This window comes from Streptomyces venezuelae, assembly GCF_008642375.1.
GTDB lineage: Bacteria > Actinomycetota > Actinomycetes > Streptomycetales > Streptomycetaceae > Streptomyces > Streptomyces venezuelae_G.
In genome coordinates this window covers 3,966,117-3,982,624 of record NZ_CP029194.1, presented here as the reverse complement: position 1 = coordinate 3,982,624, position 16,508 = coordinate 3,966,117, and the positions used below count along the sequence as shown (strand labels likewise).

Genomic DNA, 16,508 nt, shown 5'->3' with positions numbered 1-16,508 from the left:
ACCCGGCCCCGGCCGCGGCGTTGATCTTGACGGGTCTCGGACATTTGCGAGCTGTCAAGGCAGTGTCCTAAACCCAGATCACTCGGTTAGATGAGTGTGGACACCAGAACGCCCCGGCCGGGGTTCGACGATCAGCCCGCGCTGAGCATGGTCAAAGTGGACTCCGATCCCGCCCAGGTGATCGTGAACCACGCCAGCTTCCGTGTGCGGCTCGCGCCGGCCAAGGCGCCGACGTTCGCCGGGAACCCGCGCGTCGCCGCCTTCGCGGGAGCCGCAGCCGCCGCCGGAGCCGCGGGAGGGGGCGCGCCGCGCCGCCGTCCCGTCGTGTGGACGGGGAAGTCCGCGCCGGGCGCGACCGGACTCCTCCAGGCCGTCCGCGAGTCCTCCGTCTCCACGCTCGACCCGGCGACCGCCGGACACGCCGGGCTCGACACGGGCGTCACGCAGGCCATCCCGCGCATCGACGACACCATGCCCACCCCGGTGGTGCCCGCCGAGGCAGCCGGCCCGCTCCTGCCGCCGATGCGCCGCGCCGAGGGCGCCTACGACGACGTGTACGAGCTCCGGCCCGAGACCCCCGGGCCGTACGGGGACGACACGGCGGACGGCAGGGACGCCAGGGCCGGTCACGAGGGCCGCGACGGCCGCCGCCAGACCCACGACCCGGTCCGGCACGCGTACTACCCCGGCCGCCGGATGAACCTCGGTGTCGTCCTCCTCCCGCTCCGCGTCTTCCTCGGCTTCATCTCCATCTACGCGGGCATGGGCAAGCTCTGCGACCCCGTCTACTTCGACGGCGGCGAGCGGGGCTCCATGGTGAAGTGGCTCAACTCGCTGCACCCGTGGCCCCTCGCCGAACCGCTCCGCGACTTCGCCCTCCAGCACCCCGTGGGCGCCGGACTCACCGTCGCGTTCCTCCAGGTCGTCGTCGGCGTCCTGACCGTCCTCGGCCTCTGGCAGCGGGTGGCGGCCGTCGTCGGCGCCCTGCTCTCCGCCGCGCTCCTCCTGACCGTCAGCTGGAAGACCGTCCCGGTCTACGACTCCGCCGACATCATCTACCTCGCCGCCTGGTCCCCGCTGATCATCGCCGGCGCCCCCGTCTACTCGCTCGACGGCCGCCTGGCCGGAGAGGCCTGGCGCACCCTCGGGCCGCGCGCGGAACTCTGGGCCCTCCGCCGCCGCGTCACGCGCCGCAGCACGCTCCTCGCCTCGGTCGTCGTCGGCCTCACCCTCCTCATCGGCTCCGTCCTCGGCGGCGCGGTCCGCTCGACCGAGATGGTCACCGTCCCGGGCCCCAACGACGACCCGATCAACCACCTCCCCGGCCAGCCGCTCCCCACGGAGCCGACGCGCCGCGCCCCCTCCAGGAGCACCACGACGGCGCCCGAGCCGTCCGCGACCTCCGAGACGACGGAGGCCACGGCGGGGCGCGAGGAGACCGAGGAGGCGACCCGGCCGACCGAGACGACCCGGGAGGCCACCCGCACCCAGGAGCAGCGCCCGACGGCCACGCGGGGCACCGGCAGCACGGGCTCGGCCACGACGACCCGCCCGCCCACGCAGTCGGACCCGGCGCCCCCGCCGACCACCAGCGACACCCCCACGAGCACGGGCGGCACGTCGAGCGGCGGCTCCACCGGTTCGACGGGCTCGACGGGCGGCAGCAGCACGCCGTCGGAGAGCGGCTCGACGTCGGGCGGCGCGAGGAACCCGATCGGCGGCCTGCTGGGCTGAGCGGAGTACATACGGCGAAGGGCGGCACCGCGGAGGCGGCGCCGCCCTTCGGCGTACGTACGAGGGCGAGGGTTCTCAGGTCACTCAGTCACTCAGGCGACTGAGGCCGACTCAGCCCACTCAGGCCCTCTGGGCGGCGAGCTCCTTGGCTGCCTCGGTGAGGTCCTTGGCGGTGTCGATGGCCCGCCAGTACGCCCCGTGGGGCAGCGGGAAGCCCGCCAGGCGGCGCTCGCGGGCGAGCCGGGGGAAGGTGGTCCGCTCGTGGTCGCCGAGGTCCGGGAGGAGCTCGGTGAAGGCGGCGGAGAAGACGTACACGCCGGCGTTGATGAGGAACGGCGACGGCGGCGACTCGACGAAGTCGGTGATGTGCCCGAAGTTGTCGGTCTCGACGGCGCCCCAGGGGATGCGGGGGCGGGCCAGGGCGAGGGTGGCGAGGGCGTCGCGCTCGGCGTGGAAGGCGGCCATCTCGCGGAGCGAGAAGCGGGTCCAGATGTCGCCGTTGGTCGCGTACCAGGGCTGGTCCGGCGAGGGCAGGTGCGTGGCGGCGTACTTGAGACCGCCACCGCGGCCCAGGGGCTCGGACTCGACGACCGTCGTCACCTTGAGGGGGAGGTCGGCGGTTTCCAGCCATTCCTGGAGGACCTCGGCGAGGTGGCCGCAGGAGACGACCGCGTCGGTCACGCCCTCGGCGGCGAGCCAGGACAGCTGATGGCCGATGATCGGGGTCCCGGTGCCCGGGATCTCGACCATCGGCTTGGGGCGGTCGTCGGTGTAGGGGCGCAGCCGCGAGCCCTGGCCGCCCGCCAGGACCACGGCCTGCGTCGGGTTGGTGTGCATACGGGGAACGATAGGCGCCCCGCACGCGTCGAGCCGTTCAGCTCGCGGCTCAGCTCGCGCGCATGACGCCGGTCGCGTACGCGGTGTCGCAGACGGGGCGGGAGTAGGACTGGGCCCGGGAGGGGCCGTAGTGCTTCACGGCGGCGCGGCCGAGGGCGCGGGCGATGGACATGCAGTGGTCGGCGAGCGACGGCCGGTTCTCGACCTCGCGCTGGAGGTGCGTCAGGGCCGTGCCGGGGTCCTTCTGCTGAAGCTCTGCGAGGAGCTGGTCGCGGAGAATATCCTGCGGGGCACGGGACTTGGCGCGGACGGAGACGTCCGTGGAGGAAGCCGTCAGCTGGGTGGTGGAGTCCTGGCCGGCCCACGGAACGGCGGACACCGCGAGCGTTCCCGAGAGCACCAGGACGACGGGCAGGACGAGGGCGAGAGAGCGGCCGATTCGGCGGGCAGTGTGCGTCACGCAGGCGAGCGTAGCGGCCGGTAGTGATATGGCGACATTTAGTCACTCTCGCGGGGGATGGTTCGAGGCGGCTTTTCGAATTCCGTGTTGACGCGGGGGTCGGAGACGGGCCCTGAATGCCGGGGTTTTCCGCGATAAACCACGACTTGCGCCTCCTTGGACCTCTTAGGCGAACGGCCCCGCATCTGCAAGAGATGCGGGGCCGTTCAGCAAGGCATGCGCCTCGGCTGCGGGTCAGTCGCTGAGGCGAGCACCCGTGGAGGTGGAGAAGACGTGCAGCTCGGCCGCGCGCGGGACGACGTGCAGCGTGGAGCCCTTGGCGGGGACGTCGCGGCCGCCGACGCGGACGACCAGGTCCTTGTCCTCGCCGCCGACGCGGGTGGAGCCGTAGATGAAGCCGTCCGAGCCGAGCTCCTCGACGACGTTGACCGTGACGGCCAGGCCCTCGCCGCTCTCCGAGCCCTGCACGTCGAAGTGCTCGGGGCGGATGCCGACGGTGACGGTGGTGTCGCCGGCGGCCGAGGCGGCGGCGATGGCGTCACGGGTGACCGGGACGACGCTGTTGCCGAACTTCACGCCGCCGTCGGTGATCGGGACCTCGACCAGGTTCATGGCGGGGGAGCCGATGAAGCCGGCGACGAAGAGGTTGGCGGGCCGGTCGTACATGTTGCGCGGGGAGTCGACCTGCTGGAGCAGACCGTCCTTCAGCACGGCGACGCGGTCGCCCATGGTGAGGGCCTCGGTCTGGTCGTGGGTGACGTAGACCGTGGTGATGCCCAGACGGCGCTGGAGGCCGGCGATCTGCGTACGGGTCGAGACACGGAGCTTCGCGTCGAGGTTCGACAGCGGCTCGTCCATGAGGAAGACCTGCGGCTCGCGCACGATGGCGCGACCCATGGCGACACGCTGGCGCTGACCGCCGGAGAGCGCCTTCGGCTTGCGGTCCAGGTACTCGGTGAGGTCGAGGATCTTCGCGGCCTCTTCGACCTTGGCGCGGATCTCCGACTTGTTGACGCCGGCGATCTTGAGCGCGAAGCCCATGTTGTCGGCGACGGTCATGTGCGGGTACAGCGCGTAGTTCTGGAACACCATCGCGATGTCCCGGTCCTTCGGCGGCAGGTGCGTGACGTCGCGGTCACCGATGCGGATGGAGCCGGCGTTGACGTCCTCGAGCCCCGCGAGCATGCGGAGCGAGGTCGACTTGCCACAGCCGGAGGGTCCGACGAGGACGAGGAACTCGCCGTCGGCGATCTCGATGTCGAGCTGGTCGACGGAGGGCTTGGTGGCACCGGGGTACACCCGGGTCGCCTTGTCGAAAGTGACGGAAGCCATGGTGATGTGTCCCTTCACCGGCAGGAACGTGCCGGACGATCCGAGTAAAGGAAGGATTGAGGTCTAGTCCACCTGAGTGAACCGTAGGTGACGCTACCTGGCGATGCCCGATCTGTCAGCACTCCGGAGGACCAGAGATTTCCGGCCGCGGCCCGTGCGGGGTTGGTTACACTGCACTGGCTGCCTCCTTAGCTCAGCTGGCCAGAGCACCGCTCTTGTAAAGCGGGGGTCGTCGGTTCGAACCCGACAGGGGGCTCAAGGCAAAGGGCCAGCGCAGGGGCATGTTTCCCCGGCGCTGGCCCTTTCGCATGATCACGGCCGTGCCACCTACGTGCCAGAAGGCCCCTCCTGGCGGGCCTGCCGGATCATCTCTCCGAGCTTCCCGGCGATGTGCTGATCACGGTCGCTCGTCATGTGCTGGTAGATCAGCGCGGCCCGGGTCGTGCTGTGCCCCATCCGCGTCATGAGCTCGCGCGTGCTGGCCCCGGCGCTGGAGGCGAGGGTGTTCCCGGTGTGGCGGAGGTCGTGGAAGTGGACGTCCCCGGAGATGCCGGCCTTGGTACGGGCGGCGGTCCAGTCGTCCCGGAAGTTGCTCCGTCGGAGAAGCCCGCCGCGGGGACCCTGAAACAGATGGCCGTCCTGCCCGGCCCCGGCGAAGTGCTCCAGGTGGTGAGCGAGCTCGGGGACGAGTTCGGCCGGGAAGGCGACGGGCCGGACGCCGGCGGCGGACTTCGGTGCCTTGTCGGCGAGCGTGCCGTTCTGCAGCTCGGCCTGTGCACGGCGGACCATGACCACGGAGCGGGTCAGGTCGAGGTCCCGGCGGCGGAGCGAGGCCAGCTCGCCGAAGCGGAGCGTGGTGAAGGCGGCGAGGAGGACGAGCACTCTGTGGTGCGGCTGGATGGCGTCGGCCACGGCGTACACCTCGGCCACGGTGAGGACGGGCCGCTCCGGGACGTCGTAGCGGTCGGCGCCCTTGATGCGGCACGGGTTGCGGCGGATCAGCTCGTCGTCGACGGCCGTGTTCAGGATCGCGCGGAGGAGTTGGTACGCCTTGACGACGGTCGGCTCGCCGATGCCGTCCTCCAGGAGGGCGGTCCGCCAGGCTCGTACGCGGGGAGTGGTGATCGCGGCGAGCGTCCCGGCGCCGAAGGTCGGCTTGATGTGCAGCCGGATCACGCTCTCGCTCCGCTCCCGGGTCCGGTCCTCCAGCTTGCGGTGCTTCAACCAGTCGTCGGCGTACGGCCCGAAGGCAACCTTGCCGGCGTCGGGGGCCTGGTAGGTGCCCCGGATGATTTCCGCCTCGATGGCGGTCAGCCATACGAGCGCATCGGTCTTGGTGTCGAAGGTGTGCGGCGCGGACTTGGTCTCGCCCGACAGCGGGTCGCGGTAGCGAGCCTGCCAGCGGCCGGACGCGAGCTGCCGCACGGTGCCGAACCGACGGCGCTGGCCCTTGCGGTTCGCCATCAGGCCACCTTCCCGTAGCGACGCTCGACAGGCTGCACGGTGTGCGTCGCGATGAAAGCCTCGACGGCGGGCTCCGGGATGCGGACGTGACGGCCGACCTTGACGAAGGTGATGCGCCGTTCCTCGATCAGCCGCCGAGGGAAGCGGACGGTGGTGCCGAGGAGTTCGGCGACCTGGTCGACGGTGAGCAGACGGGCGGACATGGTCACCACTCCTCTTCGGCGGACGCTTCGAGCTGGGCGCGGATCTCGCGGGCGGTTTCGCGGTTGTGCTGCATGTCCCGACGGACGTTGGCGGCGAGCCAGGACTCGCCAGGGGTGGAGCCATGGCCCGCGTAGGTCCAGTGGGCGACGACGAGGACGGTGGCCTCCGGGTGTTCGTCCGGGTCGGGCAGGCCGAGGGCGGTGCGCTGTTGAGCGGCGCGGTAGTCGGCGCGGACCTGGCGTAAGGCGCCGAGGGTGGTCGAGTAGCTGCGGGATTTGGTGGAGAAGTGGCCGCGGAAGCCGAGCATGTGGGCCCAGGCTCGGAGCCGTCGGCCCGGGTAGGCCGGGTCGAGGTCCATGCAAGCTTCCATGAGGCGCCGGGGGTGGTCGGGGACGCCGAGGAGGACGAGCGCTTCCTTGTTGCCGACGGGGTGGTCGACGGTGCCGGTGGTCTCGGCGGCTTTGGTGGCGTACTTGGCGACGTAGGCGGCGACGGCCTGTTCGGTGAGTTCTTCGCCTTGGCCGAAGGCGCCGATGGGCTGGACGTCGATCTGCTCGCCCCACTGGAGCACCCAATCGGTGTCGATGCCGTACTGCGGGTTGGCGGGGACGACGACTTGGACGCGGGCGGCGGCGGCCCGGATGGCGTCGGTGAGCAGGTCGAGGGTGGCCCAGGCGGGCGGGGCGGTGTCGGGGCCGTCGGGTCCATCGAAGCGGATGACTGCGTGGAAGTGGACGGCCCCACGCTTCTGGTACTCGGCGACCTTGCCGAAGGAGACGCGGGACTGTTCGCGGGCAGCCTTCTGCGTGAGGCCGGCGCGGGCGGCGATCTCTCGGCGGAGGTAGATCGTGAAGTAGCGCCACAGCTCGGAGGCGTGGTTGTTCCACAGCACCGCACCCGCGTACTCGTACGTTCCCGGGTCGAGCGGGGTGCCGAGTTCGTGCGCGTCCTCGGGGTGGTGGGTGCCGCAGCGGCAGGGGCGGGTGCCGGGGCGGTTGTGGACGGGGCCGAAGGAGGGGGCGGTGAGGGTGGCGAAGACGCGGGGGTGGTCGCGGATGGTGTCGGGGGTGCCCTTGTCGGGGGAGCCGACGAGTCCGGCGCGGATCAGGTGGTAGGTGTCGCCTGCGTAGGTCCAGGCGCAGGCGGGGCAGCGGGAGGCGCGGCGGTTGCCGCAGGCGACGCGGAGGACTCCGCCGGGTTCGGCGTCGGTGTTGTAGGCGTGGAGCAGGGTCTTGGTGGCGGGGTCGAGGGTCTTGGTGCCGCCGGTGAGGCGGATGGGGGCGGTGCAGCCGCCGGTGCGGCGGATCTGTTCGTTGAGGCGGTCGAAGCCGGGGGACCCGGCCATCCGGAGCAGGTCGCTCAGGGTGGCCGGGTCCAGGCCCGCCGCAGTGGCGGTGTCGGTCAAGGCGGTCACTTCCCGGCGCGGACGAGGAAGGCCGGGGCGGTGCGGGTGCCGGTGCCCTTGCAGACGGGACAGGCGGCGGGGAGGGTGCGGCGCTGCCCGTCGGGGGAGAGGCTGCCGGTGGTGATGTGTACGACGGGGAAGCCGTCGCAGTGGGAGCAGACGCGGGGCATCATGAGGTTTCCCTTTCGGGTCCGGCGGATCTGGAAGGTGTTCAGGCGCCCGGGGCGGCGGAAGTTTGGCGACCGAGGCCGTCCCGGGTGCCGCTCAGCGTGTGTTGCGCCTGCCGTGGCCCTTGGCCGCGTACATCGGGGAGTCGGCGGTCGAGAGAGCGTCGGTGAGGAGCGGGACCGGAAGGTGGTCGCGGTGGCAGTGGCCGACCGAGACCGAGACCGGCAGGACGTGACCGTTGTGCGTGACCGGCTTATCCAGAGCGGTCCGGAGGGCGAACAGGCCTGCGGTGTGGCTGGGGTCGGTGACGATGGCGGCGAACTCATCTCCGCCGAGGCGGGCGGCGATGCCGTGGCGTCCGCACCAGCCGGTCAGCCGTTGAGCGGTGGCGGTGAGGACCGCGTCACCGGCGGCGTGGCCGTGGGTGTCGTTGATGGCCTTGAAGTCGTCCAGGTCGACCAGGAGCACGAGAGCGTTGGCGTTCCTCGCCATCAGGTGTTCGGCGCGGGTGGTCCATCCGGCGCGGGTGTGGAGCCCGGTCAGGGGGTCGCGGCGGGCGGTGGCCAGGCGGCGCAGGAGCAGTCCGCCGTGGAGGGCCCAGCCGAGGGCCGGTAAGCCAGCCGCTGCGATCGTCTGCGTGTCCATGACGTTCACCGGCCCTTCTGCATGTCGCGGATGAGGAGGCGCAGGACGACCGCGATGACGGCGACGGAGACGCCGGTGATGGCGACGGCGAGGAGCATGGAGACGAGGACGGTGCCGACGACCAGGACGACCGCGCCACCGCCGGCGGCGAGGGCGACCGCGCTGCCGGGGGTGAGCTGGACGGTGGTTCGGGGCGAGGTGACCGGCGTCGGTGCCGGGGTGTGGTCGTGGTTGCACGGCGCAGGGGTGATGTCGTGGTGGGGCTCGGTCGTGGCGGGGGCTGGGCGAGCGGGGTGAGGGTGCCGGTCGGGAGCGGGTTGACCGGGATGCGCGGTCGGAGCACGGCGGTTCTCCCTACTTGGTGATCGGGTCGACGAGCGGGGCGAAGAGGCTGTCGGCGAGGAGGTAGCCGCCGAGGAGGATCACGGCGACGAGCCACCAGGGCGGGCGGATGAGCTTGATGCCGAGGCCGCCGACAACGATCAGGGCGAGCCAGAGCGGGACGTCCACGACGTGGATCTCCTTCGGGTCAGCGCGCGGTGCAACGGTGGGTATGGGCGGCGAGTTCGGCGCCTGCGCGGGTGGAGTAGTCGGCGGAGAAGTCGCAGCCGGGGGCCGTGCAGACGGCGGTGTGCTTGGCGCGGCCCCGGATGTCGTAGCGGGTGGCGACCTGCACCGGCCCGAAGCGGACGACGTAGTAGAAACGGTTCGGACGCATCAGCTCAATTTCCTTTCCTGTCACGTGAGTTGAAGGGCGATCGAGTCCGCCAGTGCGGCAGGGACGCCGAGGCGGCCGCGCAGGGTCGTGGCGTCGATCGGGGTACCGGTCTGGGCGTGGTGGGCGTCCGCGATCTTCCGGGCGTGGTCGAGCAGTGCGGGCGGAACGGGCACGGTGGGGACCGGGGGAACAGGCTCCGGCGGTGTTTCTTCCGGGAGCGGCACGGCCGGCGGCAGCTCAGGTACCGGTTCCGGGGCGCGTTCCACGATCACGTCCGGCTCGGGGGCGAGGCCGAGCTCTTCGGCAGGCTCCGGGTCCGGATCGGGGCTCGGTGTCGGGGCAGGTGAGTGGGCGAGGAGCGTGCCGCCGAGGAAGGCGAGGGCAGGCCATCCGGCGACGAGGATGCGCAGCCAGTCCGGGACGTCGTTCATGTCGAGGAGTCCGGCGGTGGCGACGTTGGCGCCGAGCGACGCGATCAGGGCGATCGCGAACCAGAGCCAGGCGTCGCGGTTGCCTGAGTCGGTGCGCATCCGGCGCCAGGCGGCGACAAGGAGCAGGTCGACGCTGACCGGGTAGGCCCAGGCTTTCCAGCCGTCCTGTCCGGCCGCAGCGGCCAGGTCGTGCAGGTGGGCGAAGGACAGGGCCCCGGCAATGACGGCCTGGATGAGTACGGGGTCGAGGCGGAGGGTGCGGAACACGGGTCACCTCCTATCTGGGGTCAGGTGGTGCCGGTGCCGAAGCAGTCGGGGCAGAGCCCGGTCTGCGTGGCGTCGATCGCCCTGCCCTTGCGGCCGACGCGGACGGCCGTCGTGGTCTCCCCGGTCCCGGCGCAGGTCTCGCAGGGCGGCGGGACGGGAGCGGGCTTGGGTGTGCGGCGGCGCGAGGCCGGGGGCTTCTTCTTGACGGTGCTCATGGCGGTTCCCTTCGGTTTCGGGCATGGGTCGGGTAGGGACCTGGCGCGAGACGGTCACGCCGACCGAGAGAGGAGAGGGGACTGCTAGTCCGTCGCCAGGATCGGCTTCGCGAGCGGCACGGGCTCGGCGGACGGCGCTTGGGCGGGGATCTCCGGCCGGTACGGGGCCAGGCGCGGGAGGTCCGGGGTCAGGTGCGCGTACCCGGCGCAGATCTCGGCGGCCTTGGCCGCACTCAACTCAGGGGTACGGATGCGGGACCAGCCGCCGGAGGAGTCACCGGCCACGGCGACACCGGGCCGGTCGGGCGGGATCGACGTCACGGCCACGACCGCGTCCGGGGCGATGTCGCCCAGGCCCATGTCGGCGGTCTGCTTGTCGTTGACCCGGTGGACGACGCGTCCGGTGAGCTGGGCGCGGAGTGCCGTGGCGCCCTTGCCGAGCTCGGAGCCGAACCGCTGGCCGCAGACCTCCAGGAAGATGCCGGCCGCGCGGGCCATCTGCCCGAGGCGGATCATCTGCGTGACCATCCGGTCCCGACGTTCCTCGTCCTTTCTGGTCGCTACGAGGAACAGCTCGGCCACCTCGTCTACCAGCAGCACGACCGGCACGGGACGAACGCCCTCGGGCAGGTCCCAGACGTCGGAGGCGCCGTGCTCGCTCAGCAGGTCGAAGCGGGCTTCCATCTCGTCTACCAGCGCGTCCAGGACCCCGGACGCTTCATCGGGCGTCACGGCCAGGGCGGAGAGCCGGGGCGCGTATCCCCGCTGCTCGACACCGCGCTTGCAGTCGATCCCGACCAGAGCGACCCGGCGCAGGCGAGCCAGCCCCGCGACCAGGTTCCTCTGGTACATCGACTTGCCCGACTGGTTGGCGCCGAGCGTCAGCGCGTGCGGGACCTTGAGGTAGTCCCGGACGAAAGCGGTCCCGTCCTCCCGCAGCGCGACCGGAACCGTCATCGGACCGGAGGGGACGCGGCGAGGCATCTTCACCCGCCGCAGCACGTCGTAGCCGGTCATCCTCAGCTCCACGAACCCCGGCTTCGTCTCGACGACGATGACCGAGTGGACGCCCCAGGCGTGCCGCAGCCGCTCAGAGGCCGCGACCACGTCAGTGGGCTCCAAACCGGCGGGGAGACGGAGCGTGACCCGCATCCCGGTCGAGGAACCCCGCACCCGGCGGACCTTCGGCGGCACCGGCTGCACGTCACTGCGGCGAGCGACGTTGCGGACCACGAACGCCCGCACGCGGGACGGCTGAACCGTCAGCCCGCACACGTCCATCGTGGAGCGGTACGTCACCGCGAACCGCACGCGAGCAATCGGCAGTCCGACCAGCGACCAGAACACGCGCGGGGCGCGGACCTTCGCGTAGCCGAGGCCGCCCGCACTGGCCAGCGGGACGCCGACCTCCCATAACGTCGACAGATCCGTCATGGTCAGGCACCAGCCGTGAGGGCGACCGCGCGGAACGAGATGCCGTGACGGGTCTGCCCGTTGAACGTGTTCTCCCAGTCCCGAGCCTTGAGCCCGATCACCGACACCGGCATGCCCGGGGCGAGGCCCGCGGGGATCCCGGTCTCCGGAACGGTCACCTGGTAGAGGTTGCCCTCACCCTCATCCGAGATCAGCAGCCCCACCGTGGACAGCCCCGCACCGGTCTCCCGGTCCACGGCACGCTCACCGGTCTGCTTGCTCACGAGCTTCGGCGTGGGAGCGGTCGCGACAAACACGACGGCGGTAGAAAGGTCGATCTTGAAGGACGGCATCAGCACTCCTACGTTGTTGGGCAGCCCGAACGGGTACTGCCAGGGCCCGCTGTCCTAGGACTGCGAGCGACTGAGTAGATAGTGCGCCCGTAGTCCTAGGACTGTCAACAGTCCTAGGACTGTGTTTGACTGGTTCTCGTTGAGAGGGGTACGAGATGGCGCCCAAGTGGCGGGAGCTGGCAGACAAGCTGGCCGAGCAAATCAAGAGGGGTGACTACGAGCCGGGCCAGCGATTGCCGCAGATCAGAGAGCTGGTCGAGGCAGGTGAAGGCTCCAAGGCCACCGTCAACGCCGCATACAAGGCCCTGGAAGCGGAAGGGCTGGTCACCTCTACACGCGGCCACGGGACTGTCGTACGGCAGCAGGTGCCGCTCAAGCGGCTCGGTATCGCCCGGTACGACAAGGTGAAGTGGCGCGACGGCGACGAGGTGGCGTTCATCGCGGATCGCGTGGCGTCAGGACGGTCGTACCGCCGCAACGAGCAGACGCAGACAATCAGCCTCGTAGACGCCCCGACAGCGGTAGCAACTGCCCATGGCCTTGAAGCCGGAGCTCCCGTATACGCCCGCGCCCGGCTGGTGAAGGAAGGCGACCAGCCGACGCACACGCTGACCAGCTACTACCGCCCCGAACACGTCGAGGGCACCCGCCTGGTCGATCCCACACCCGGTCCGGCCGGCCGAGGCGGTGGTTACCGCGTCCTGTACGACGCGGGTTACGAGATCGACCACATGAAGGAGTCGCTCTTCGCCCGCACGCCGACAGCAGACGAGGTGAAGCTCCTACAGCTCCCGCCGGGCGAACCCGTGGTCGAGCTGCACCGGACGACGTACACGGCAGACGGAACAGTGGTTGAGTTCGCCATTGGAGTGCATGCCGCTTCCCGCTTCGCCTGGGAGTACGACTTCAAGGTCCCGGACTCGGCGAAGGACAGGAACAGCCAGCAGTGATCTCCACCCAGGACTGGGCCGACACACAGCGCCTGTGGGGCTACCACCAGATGGGCCACACGCCCCGGCCGTGCTCAGTGGCGATCGGGCTTGGCAGTCACGACCTGGGGGTAGCCGACGCCGCAGTCGACCTCTACAAGCGCGGCATGGCCCCACTCCTCGTTTTCACCGGGGCGACCAGCCCGACGACACGGGAACGGATGCCCCGCGGTGAAGCCGTCCACTACCGAGAGCGGGCGCTTGAGCTCGGGGTCCCTAGCTCGGCCGTGCTTGTGGAGCCGCGGGCCCGGAACACGGGCGAGAACATTCGCTTCTCCCGAGAGCTACTCCTGGAGGCCGGCATCCACGTGTCCTCCGTGCTGCTGATCAGCAAGCCGTACGAGGAGCGGCGCGCATACGCCACGGCGCGGCAGCTCTGGCCCGAAGTGGAGATTGTCAGCGCCTCCAGCCCTATGACGCTGAACGAGTACGTCGACTCCGTCGGTGACGCTCGTCTGGTGATCGACATGCTGGTGGGGGCCTTGCAGCGACTTCTGATTTACCCGGACCAGGGCTTCATGATCAGTCAGCAGGTGCCGGATGACGTGATCGACGCGTACGAACGACTCTGCCGACAGGGCTTCGCGAGCCGCCTCCTGAGGGACGAGCAAGGTCAAGTTCGGAGCCAGGCGCGCCGGTGACGGGCAGCGGCGTACACGCTCTCCACCTGCTCTGAGGTGAGCCTGCCGGTGAGAGGCCCGAGAGCCGCCACCTCTCGCTCCTGGTAGACGCGAACGGCGCCCTGCGCATTTGCGCGATGCAGGGAGACCACGCCGACGAACACCAGGACTGGCTCGACGGGCACGTCGAAGGCGCAGTACCGGCCCAGCACCTTTCGCACGTAGTCGGCCTCGGCCTTGCTTGCCGCACCGTAGGGCTGGGGCGGTCCACCATTGACCTTGGCCATCGCGTCGCCGACCCAGACCGAGGCGCCCTGGTGGGCCTTGGTGTTGATGCTGAACACACCTCCAGGGCCGATCAGCAAGTGGTCGATGTCGCCGCCGTTGCTCTTCTCGATGCCGTGGAGGATCCGCCAACCAAGCGGCGACAGGCGTTCCAGCTCCCGACCTACCCGCCGCTCTCCCGCAAGCCCGGCGTACCAGTTGTCCCATTCCGAGGGCTGCCGCAGTAACTTCGCCCGTAGCCGCTGAGCCGTTGACGGGCCTCGCTCGGCGATCGTCCCAAGGAGTCGGGCGCCGGGGCGGTTCCTCGCCAGGTCCTCACTTGGGCTGAGGGGTGGGAGAGGTGCCGGCCGTCCGGCCGGGTGGTTCGTGGCTGAGGGGCCAGGATGGCGAGGGGGCGGGGCAGGGGCCGCTCCCTGAGTGCGCGAAGGAGAGGAGCCAACGGTGAGTCCATCCCCAAGGTGACGTCGGAGCAGGACCAACGCCTCATCCTGGTACTGCCGAACCTTGATCGTCACGGTCTTCGTCGCTCGATCCGCCCAGGCGACTGATGTTCCGTCCGGGAGGTTCACGTAGAGCCGATCCTTGCCGTGCCTCTTCCACGGATTCACCGTGAGATCGCTCATCAGCCCCCCAGCTATGCCGTCCCCACATCTATGCCAGCAGCTGTTGCCTGTATCGACAAGACCGCCTGGGGCAGAGCGAGTTGTTACAGGTTTCTCTACCTCATCAAGGCACCCGCCGCGCACGGCGCGGCGCGCGCGGCCCGTCGCCCGGGCCTGCGCTCCTGTCTACGCCCCGCTCCAGCCCGGGCGCCGTCCGCACGCCTGACAGCTTGGGTTGATGGGCGACGAACCAGGGACGGCCACAACACTCGGGCCAAGACGATGCCTCCGGCGGGGGCGCTCAGGCTCCGGGATGGCGGGGGATCCGTACGCGGGTGCCGGCCGTGAAGGGGCTGAGGCGGGGAACTCCCATCCCGTCTGCCATCGACCCAGGCAAGCCGAGCAGACACGGCGCCGGGCGTCCAGGTCGTTCGTACAGTGGCGCGCTCCACCTGGACGCCCGGCACCGCGTCCGCTCCACATACGTGTGGGTCGACGGCAGACGGGATGGGAGTTGGGGGTGAGTGGTGGGCGGGGCGGGGAGCTCATGGCAGCTCCACCGGCCATGTGTCATCGGCCGGCGGGGTCAGCCAGAGCACGCCTCACGCGAATCCGTGTCTCCTCGGGGAAGTCCGAGGCCAGATCGAGCACCCGTGCGCGGTTGGCAGGCGTGACGAGCGTGGGGTCTTCCAGATCCCCGATCCAGTCGGCGAGTGTCTCGATAGCGAGTCCGTGCTCACCGGCCCTGAGGAAGTCGAGAACGTGCCCGCGCAGAGGCTCCGAGTCGGGACCAATGAGGGCCTCGGCCAGGCCTCGTACGTGCTTCTCCCACGCGGCATGTGATTGCACCATCCCGGCATCCTGGCACGTGTGCCTCTTGCGTGACCGATCAGGCGGGAGCGAGGGGGAGGAGCCACAGAAGAACGCCCAAACTAGGGACATAGAGGGTGGCTACCGGTACCAGTCTCCACCGCCCGAGAGGGAACGGTGCAGGTAGTCCTCCAGCTCGTTTGCGGCCCACAGCCGACTGTCATCCTCGTGGTCCCAGACGAAGATATCCGGGCGCTCTGGCGTTAGCACGAAGGCGAACTGGTCGCCCCCACCGTTGTCGCCGAAGAACAGCAACGGGTCGAAGGGCATGTACAGGCCCGGGAAGGTGTCGGGGGACCAGAACAGCAGGTTCTGCTCCACAATCCGATCCAGGGACCAGACGACGTCCTTCCTATACCCGCCGACTATCCCGTCTGTCTCCATCAGTAGAGCGGTCAGTTGCGTTGGCAAGCCGCGGCCAAGGCGCCGCTCTGCCTCGGCTAGAGCCGCTGCATCGACGGGTGCCCTGAATTCGACGTCGGGCAAGGCTTCGACAGCGGCTTCCTTCCACATAGGCGCAGCTTAGGCCGAAGGGCTGACCGTCCCGACAACGGGCGCTGTGCCGCGCCCTCGTACCGCAAACCTCAGCAACCGCCCCCCAGTCCGGTAGCGTCCCTCGGAATGGACGTTGCTGACCGGTCTGGCTAGAGCTGCGGATCAGAACGCGGCCGTGCCACTTCCGTGCCAGAAGTGGCGGGGAGCCACGGGGAATCGGGAGCAACGGCGGTGCGTGCCCGGGGCGTTTCCCAGGCAGCGAGTTTGCAGGTCACACCGGTGATCGCCCTCCCTCTCTTGTAAAGCGGGGGTCGTCGGTTCGAACCCGACAGGGGGCTCCAGGTAGGAACGTCGAAGACCCCCAACCGATCATGGTTGGGGGTCTTTGACATCTACGGCTGACATCTACGGCGACGGTCGGCCGGGGACGGTCCGCAGCACGTGGAGCGAAAAGCGGATGCCGGCTCCCGGGCCTGGCAGGCAGGATCACGCCATGTCGACCGATGTCAGTGGAATGATCGAGTGCCGGCCAGGGGCCCGGCTGTGGGGTCCGGACGACGAGGACGCCGTCTGGGAACTCGGCATCGACCTCTTCCTGCTCAACAGGGGCAACGCCTACGACGGCCTGGCTTGTCTCTTCGGCATCCGCAACTCCTTCGGCTTCCGCCCGCTTGCCGAAGGCCGCGGCCTTCCGGACGACGCGTCGGATGGGCTGCATAGTGAGTTCGCAGGTTACGGCGGTCCTCACTCCGTACACGGGACGACATGGGTGACCTGGGCTGAGCTGGCGGCTACCGACTGGCAGGAGACGGACGCCTCCGGTGCACGAAGCCGCGCGTCAGCCGCAGGGACCGACACCGACTGGGGCCGAGTCTGGAGCGTCATGCGCATCCTCAGCGAGGTTCACGGCGCGGAGAACGTGCGTCTCGTCGTCTGGTTTCACTGACTCGACCCCATGCTCTGAGCAGAGCATGGGGTCGAGTCAGACCGGCATTCAGCAC

The 16,508-nt window shown here is 70.0% G+C and carries 20 protein-coding genes and 1 tRNA gene; 5 read left to right on the top strand and 16 right to left on the bottom strand.

Features of this window, described 5'->3' with window-relative positions; all coding sequences use genetic code 11:
• Positions 1-90: 90 nt before the first annotated feature.
• Positions 91-1,734, top strand: a complete 1,644-nt coding sequence (locus DEJ46_RS18060; protein WP_150267739.1) for a DoxX family membrane protein — start codon at positions 91-93, stop codon at positions 1,732-1,734.
• A gap of 120 nt (positions 1,735-1,854) precedes the next feature.
• Here DEJ46_RS18060 and DEJ46_RS18055 read toward each other — a convergent pair whose 3' ends face one another.
• The 3 genes from DEJ46_RS18055 to DEJ46_RS18045 form a co-directional block, all read right to left on the bottom strand.
• Complete coding sequence (locus DEJ46_RS18055; RefSeq protein ID WP_150267737.1) at positions 1,855-2,571, bottom strand: NDP-sugar synthase; 717 nt, start codon at positions 2,569-2,571, stop codon at positions 1,855-1,857.
• Positions 2,572-2,620: 49 nt separating this feature from the next.
• Entirely contained in the window at positions 2,621-3,031 is a 411-nt protein-coding gene (locus tag DEJ46_RS18050; protein WP_150267735.1) for a hypothetical protein, read from the bottom strand.
• 234 nt (positions 3,032-3,265) lie between these two features.
• Positions 3,266-4,363 carry an ABC transporter ATP-binding protein gene (locus DEJ46_RS18045; RefSeq protein WP_150267733.1) on the bottom strand — a complete coding sequence of 366 codons (1,098 nt, stop codon included), beginning with the start codon at positions 4,361-4,363 and terminating at the stop codon, positions 3,266-3,268.
• 182 nt (positions 4,364-4,545) lie between these two features.
• On the opposite strand from DEJ46_RS18045, the gene DEJ46_RS18040 reads away from it, so the two are divergent.
• Positions 4,546-4,619, top strand: a tRNA-Thr gene (locus DEJ46_RS18040).
• Positions 4,620-4,690: 71 nt separating this feature from the next.
• Here DEJ46_RS18040 and DEJ46_RS18035 read toward each other — a convergent pair.
• The 11 genes from DEJ46_RS18035 to DEJ46_RS17990 all read right to left on the bottom strand — a co-directional run bounded on the left by DEJ46_RS18035 (position 4,691) and on the right by DEJ46_RS17990 (position 11,646).
• Positions 4,691-5,827, bottom strand: a complete 1,137-nt coding sequence (locus tag DEJ46_RS18035; protein WP_150267731.1) for a tyrosine-type recombinase/integrase — start codon at positions 5,825-5,827, stop codon at positions 4,691-4,693.
• A complete protein-coding gene (locus tag DEJ46_RS18030; RefSeq protein ID WP_150267730.1) occupies positions 5,827-6,030 on the bottom strand; it encodes a helix-turn-helix domain-containing protein in 204 nt (67 codons plus the stop codon). The genes DEJ46_RS18035 and DEJ46_RS18030 overlap by 1 nt, the downstream gene beginning before the upstream one ends.
• Positions 6,031-6,032: 2 nt before the next feature.
• A complete protein-coding gene (gene repSA, locus DEJ46_RS18025; protein WP_150267728.1) occupies positions 6,033-7,436 on the bottom strand; it encodes a replication initiator protein RepSA in 1,404 nt (467 codons plus the stop codon).
• A gap of 5 nt (positions 7,437-7,441) precedes the next feature.
• Positions 7,442-7,609, bottom strand: coding sequence for a hypothetical protein (locus DEJ46_RS39185; RefSeq protein WP_190622731.1), 168 nt, complete (start codon positions 7,607-7,609; stop codon positions 7,442-7,444).
• 91 nt (positions 7,610-7,700) lie between these two features.
• Positions 7,701-8,249 (bottom strand): GGDEF domain-containing protein, encoded by a 549-nt coding sequence (locus DEJ46_RS18020; RefSeq protein WP_150267726.1) that lies wholly within the window; start codon positions 8,247-8,249, stop codon positions 7,701-7,703.
• Positions 8,250-8,603: 354 nt separating this feature from the next.
• Positions 8,604-8,759 carry a hypothetical protein gene (locus DEJ46_RS39180; RefSeq protein WP_099054313.1) on the bottom strand — a complete coding sequence of 52 codons (156 nt, stop codon included), beginning with the start codon at positions 8,757-8,759 and terminating at the stop codon, positions 8,604-8,606.
• 19 nt (positions 8,760-8,778) lie between these two features.
• The gene (locus tag DEJ46_RS18010) at positions 8,779-8,967 is read right to left on the bottom strand and encodes a mobile element transfer protein (protein WP_411757760.1); all 189 of its coding nucleotides are present in this window, start codon (positions 8,965-8,967) and stop codon (positions 8,779-8,781) included.
• A gap of 20 nt (positions 8,968-8,987) precedes the next feature.
• On the bottom strand, positions 8,988-9,665 hold the full coding sequence (locus DEJ46_RS18005) for a DUF2637 domain-containing protein (RefSeq protein WP_150267724.1): 678 nt from the start codon (positions 9,663-9,665) through the stop codon (positions 8,988-8,990).
• Positions 9,666-9,685: 20 nt separating this feature from the next.
• Positions 9,686-9,880, bottom strand: a complete 195-nt coding sequence (locus tag DEJ46_RS18000) for a hypothetical protein (RefSeq protein WP_150267722.1) — start codon at positions 9,878-9,880, stop codon at positions 9,686-9,688.
• 84 nt (positions 9,881-9,964) lie between these two features.
• Positions 9,965-11,314, bottom strand: coding sequence for an FtsK/SpoIIIE domain-containing protein (locus DEJ46_RS17995; RefSeq protein ID WP_150267720.1), 1,350 nt, complete (start codon positions 11,312-11,314; stop codon positions 9,965-9,967).
• Positions 11,315-11,316: 2 nt separating this feature from the next.
• The gene (locus DEJ46_RS17990) at positions 11,317-11,646 is read right to left on the bottom strand and encodes a hypothetical protein (protein ID WP_150267719.1); all 330 of its coding nucleotides are present in this window, start codon (positions 11,644-11,646) and stop codon (positions 11,317-11,319) included.
• Between the two features lie 155 nt (positions 11,647-11,801).
• On the opposite strand from DEJ46_RS17990, the gene DEJ46_RS17985 reads away from it, so the two are divergent.
• A complete protein-coding gene (locus DEJ46_RS17985) occupies positions 11,802-12,596 on the top strand; it encodes a GntR family transcriptional regulator (protein WP_150267717.1) in 795 nt (264 codons plus the stop codon).
• A complete protein-coding gene (locus tag DEJ46_RS17980; RefSeq protein ID WP_150267715.1) occupies positions 12,593-13,276 on the top strand; it encodes a YdcF family protein in 684 nt (227 codons plus the stop codon). The genes DEJ46_RS17985 and DEJ46_RS17980 overlap by 4 nt, the downstream gene beginning before the upstream one ends.
• Here the strand turns inward: DEJ46_RS17980 and DEJ46_RS17975 are convergent.
• A complete protein-coding gene (locus DEJ46_RS17975; protein ID WP_150267714.1) occupies positions 13,249-14,163 on the bottom strand; it encodes a nuclease-related domain-containing protein in 915 nt (304 codons plus the stop codon). The genes DEJ46_RS17980 and DEJ46_RS17975 overlap by 28 nt on opposite strands.
• A 930-nt stretch (positions 14,164-15,093) precedes the next feature.
• On the bottom strand, positions 15,094-15,525 hold the full coding sequence (locus DEJ46_RS17970) for an SMI1/KNR4 family protein (RefSeq protein WP_150267712.1): 432 nt from the start codon (positions 15,523-15,525) through the stop codon (positions 15,094-15,096).
• A gap of 475 nt (positions 15,526-16,000) precedes the next feature.
• Here DEJ46_RS17970 and DEJ46_RS17965 point away from each other — a divergent pair, with 475 nt between their 5' ends.
• Positions 16,001-16,453 (top strand): hypothetical protein, encoded by a 453-nt coding sequence (locus tag DEJ46_RS17965; protein WP_150267711.1) that lies wholly within the window; start codon positions 16,001-16,003, stop codon positions 16,451-16,453.
• The last annotated feature ends 55 nt before the right edge of the window (positions 16,454-16,508 follow it).

Bases quoted from the DNA above. Each gene is read 5' to 3' on its own strand.
- DEJ46_RS18060 (WP_150267739.1), top strand. From the start codon at position 91: ATGAGTGTGGACACCAGAACGCCCCGGCCGGGGTTCGACGATCAGCCC.
- DEJ46_RS18055 (WP_150267737.1), bottom strand. From the start codon at position 2,571: ATGCACACCAACCCGACGCAGGCCGTGGTCCTGGCGGGCGGCCAGGGC.
- DEJ46_RS18045 (WP_150267733.1), bottom strand. From the start codon at position 4,363: ATGGCTTCCGTCACTTTCGACAAGGCGACCCGGGTGTACCCCGGTGCC.
- DEJ46_RS18035 (WP_150267731.1), bottom strand. From the start codon at position 5,827: ATGGCGAACCGCAAGGGCCAGCGCCGTCGGTTCGGCACCGTGCGGCAG.
- DEJ46_RS18030 (WP_150267730.1), bottom strand. From the start codon at position 6,030: ATGTCCGCCCGTCTGCTCACCGTCGACCAGGTCGCCGAACTCCTCGGC.
- DEJ46_RS39185 (WP_190622731.1), bottom strand. From the start codon at position 7,609: ATGATGCCCCGCGTCTGCTCCCACTGCGACGGCTTCCCCGTCGTACAC.
- DEJ46_RS18020 (WP_150267726.1), bottom strand. From the start codon at position 8,249: ATGGACACGCAGACGATCGCAGCGGCTGGCTTACCGGCCCTCGGCTGG.
- DEJ46_RS18010 (WP_411757760.1), bottom strand. From the start codon at position 8,967: ATGCGTCCGAACCGTTTCTACTACGTCGTCCGCTTCGGGCCGGTGCAG.
- DEJ46_RS18000 (WP_150267722.1), bottom strand. From the start codon at position 9,880: ATGAGCACCGTCAAGAAGAAGCCCCCGGCCTCGCGCCGCCGCACACCC.
- DEJ46_RS17995 (WP_150267720.1), bottom strand. From the start codon at position 11,314: ATGACGGATCTGTCGACGTTATGGGAGGTCGGCGTCCCGCTGGCCAGT.
- DEJ46_RS17990 (WP_150267719.1), bottom strand. From the start codon at position 11,646: ATGCCGTCCTTCAAGATCGACCTTTCTACCGCCGTCGTGTTTGTCGCG.
- DEJ46_RS17985 (WP_150267717.1), top strand. From the start codon at position 11,802: ATGGCGCCCAAGTGGCGGGAGCTGGCAGACAAGCTGGCCGAGCAAATC.
- DEJ46_RS17975 (WP_150267714.1), bottom strand. From the start codon at position 14,163: ATGAGCGATCTCACGGTGAATCCGTGGAAGAGGCACGGCAAGGATCGG.
- DEJ46_RS17970 (WP_150267712.1), bottom strand. From the start codon at position 15,525: ATGTGGAAGGAAGCCGCTGTCGAAGCCTTGCCCGACGTCGAATTCAGG.
- DEJ46_RS17965 (WP_150267711.1), top strand. From the start codon at position 16,001: ATGTCGACCGATGTCAGTGGAATGATCGAGTGCCGGCCAGGGGCCCGG.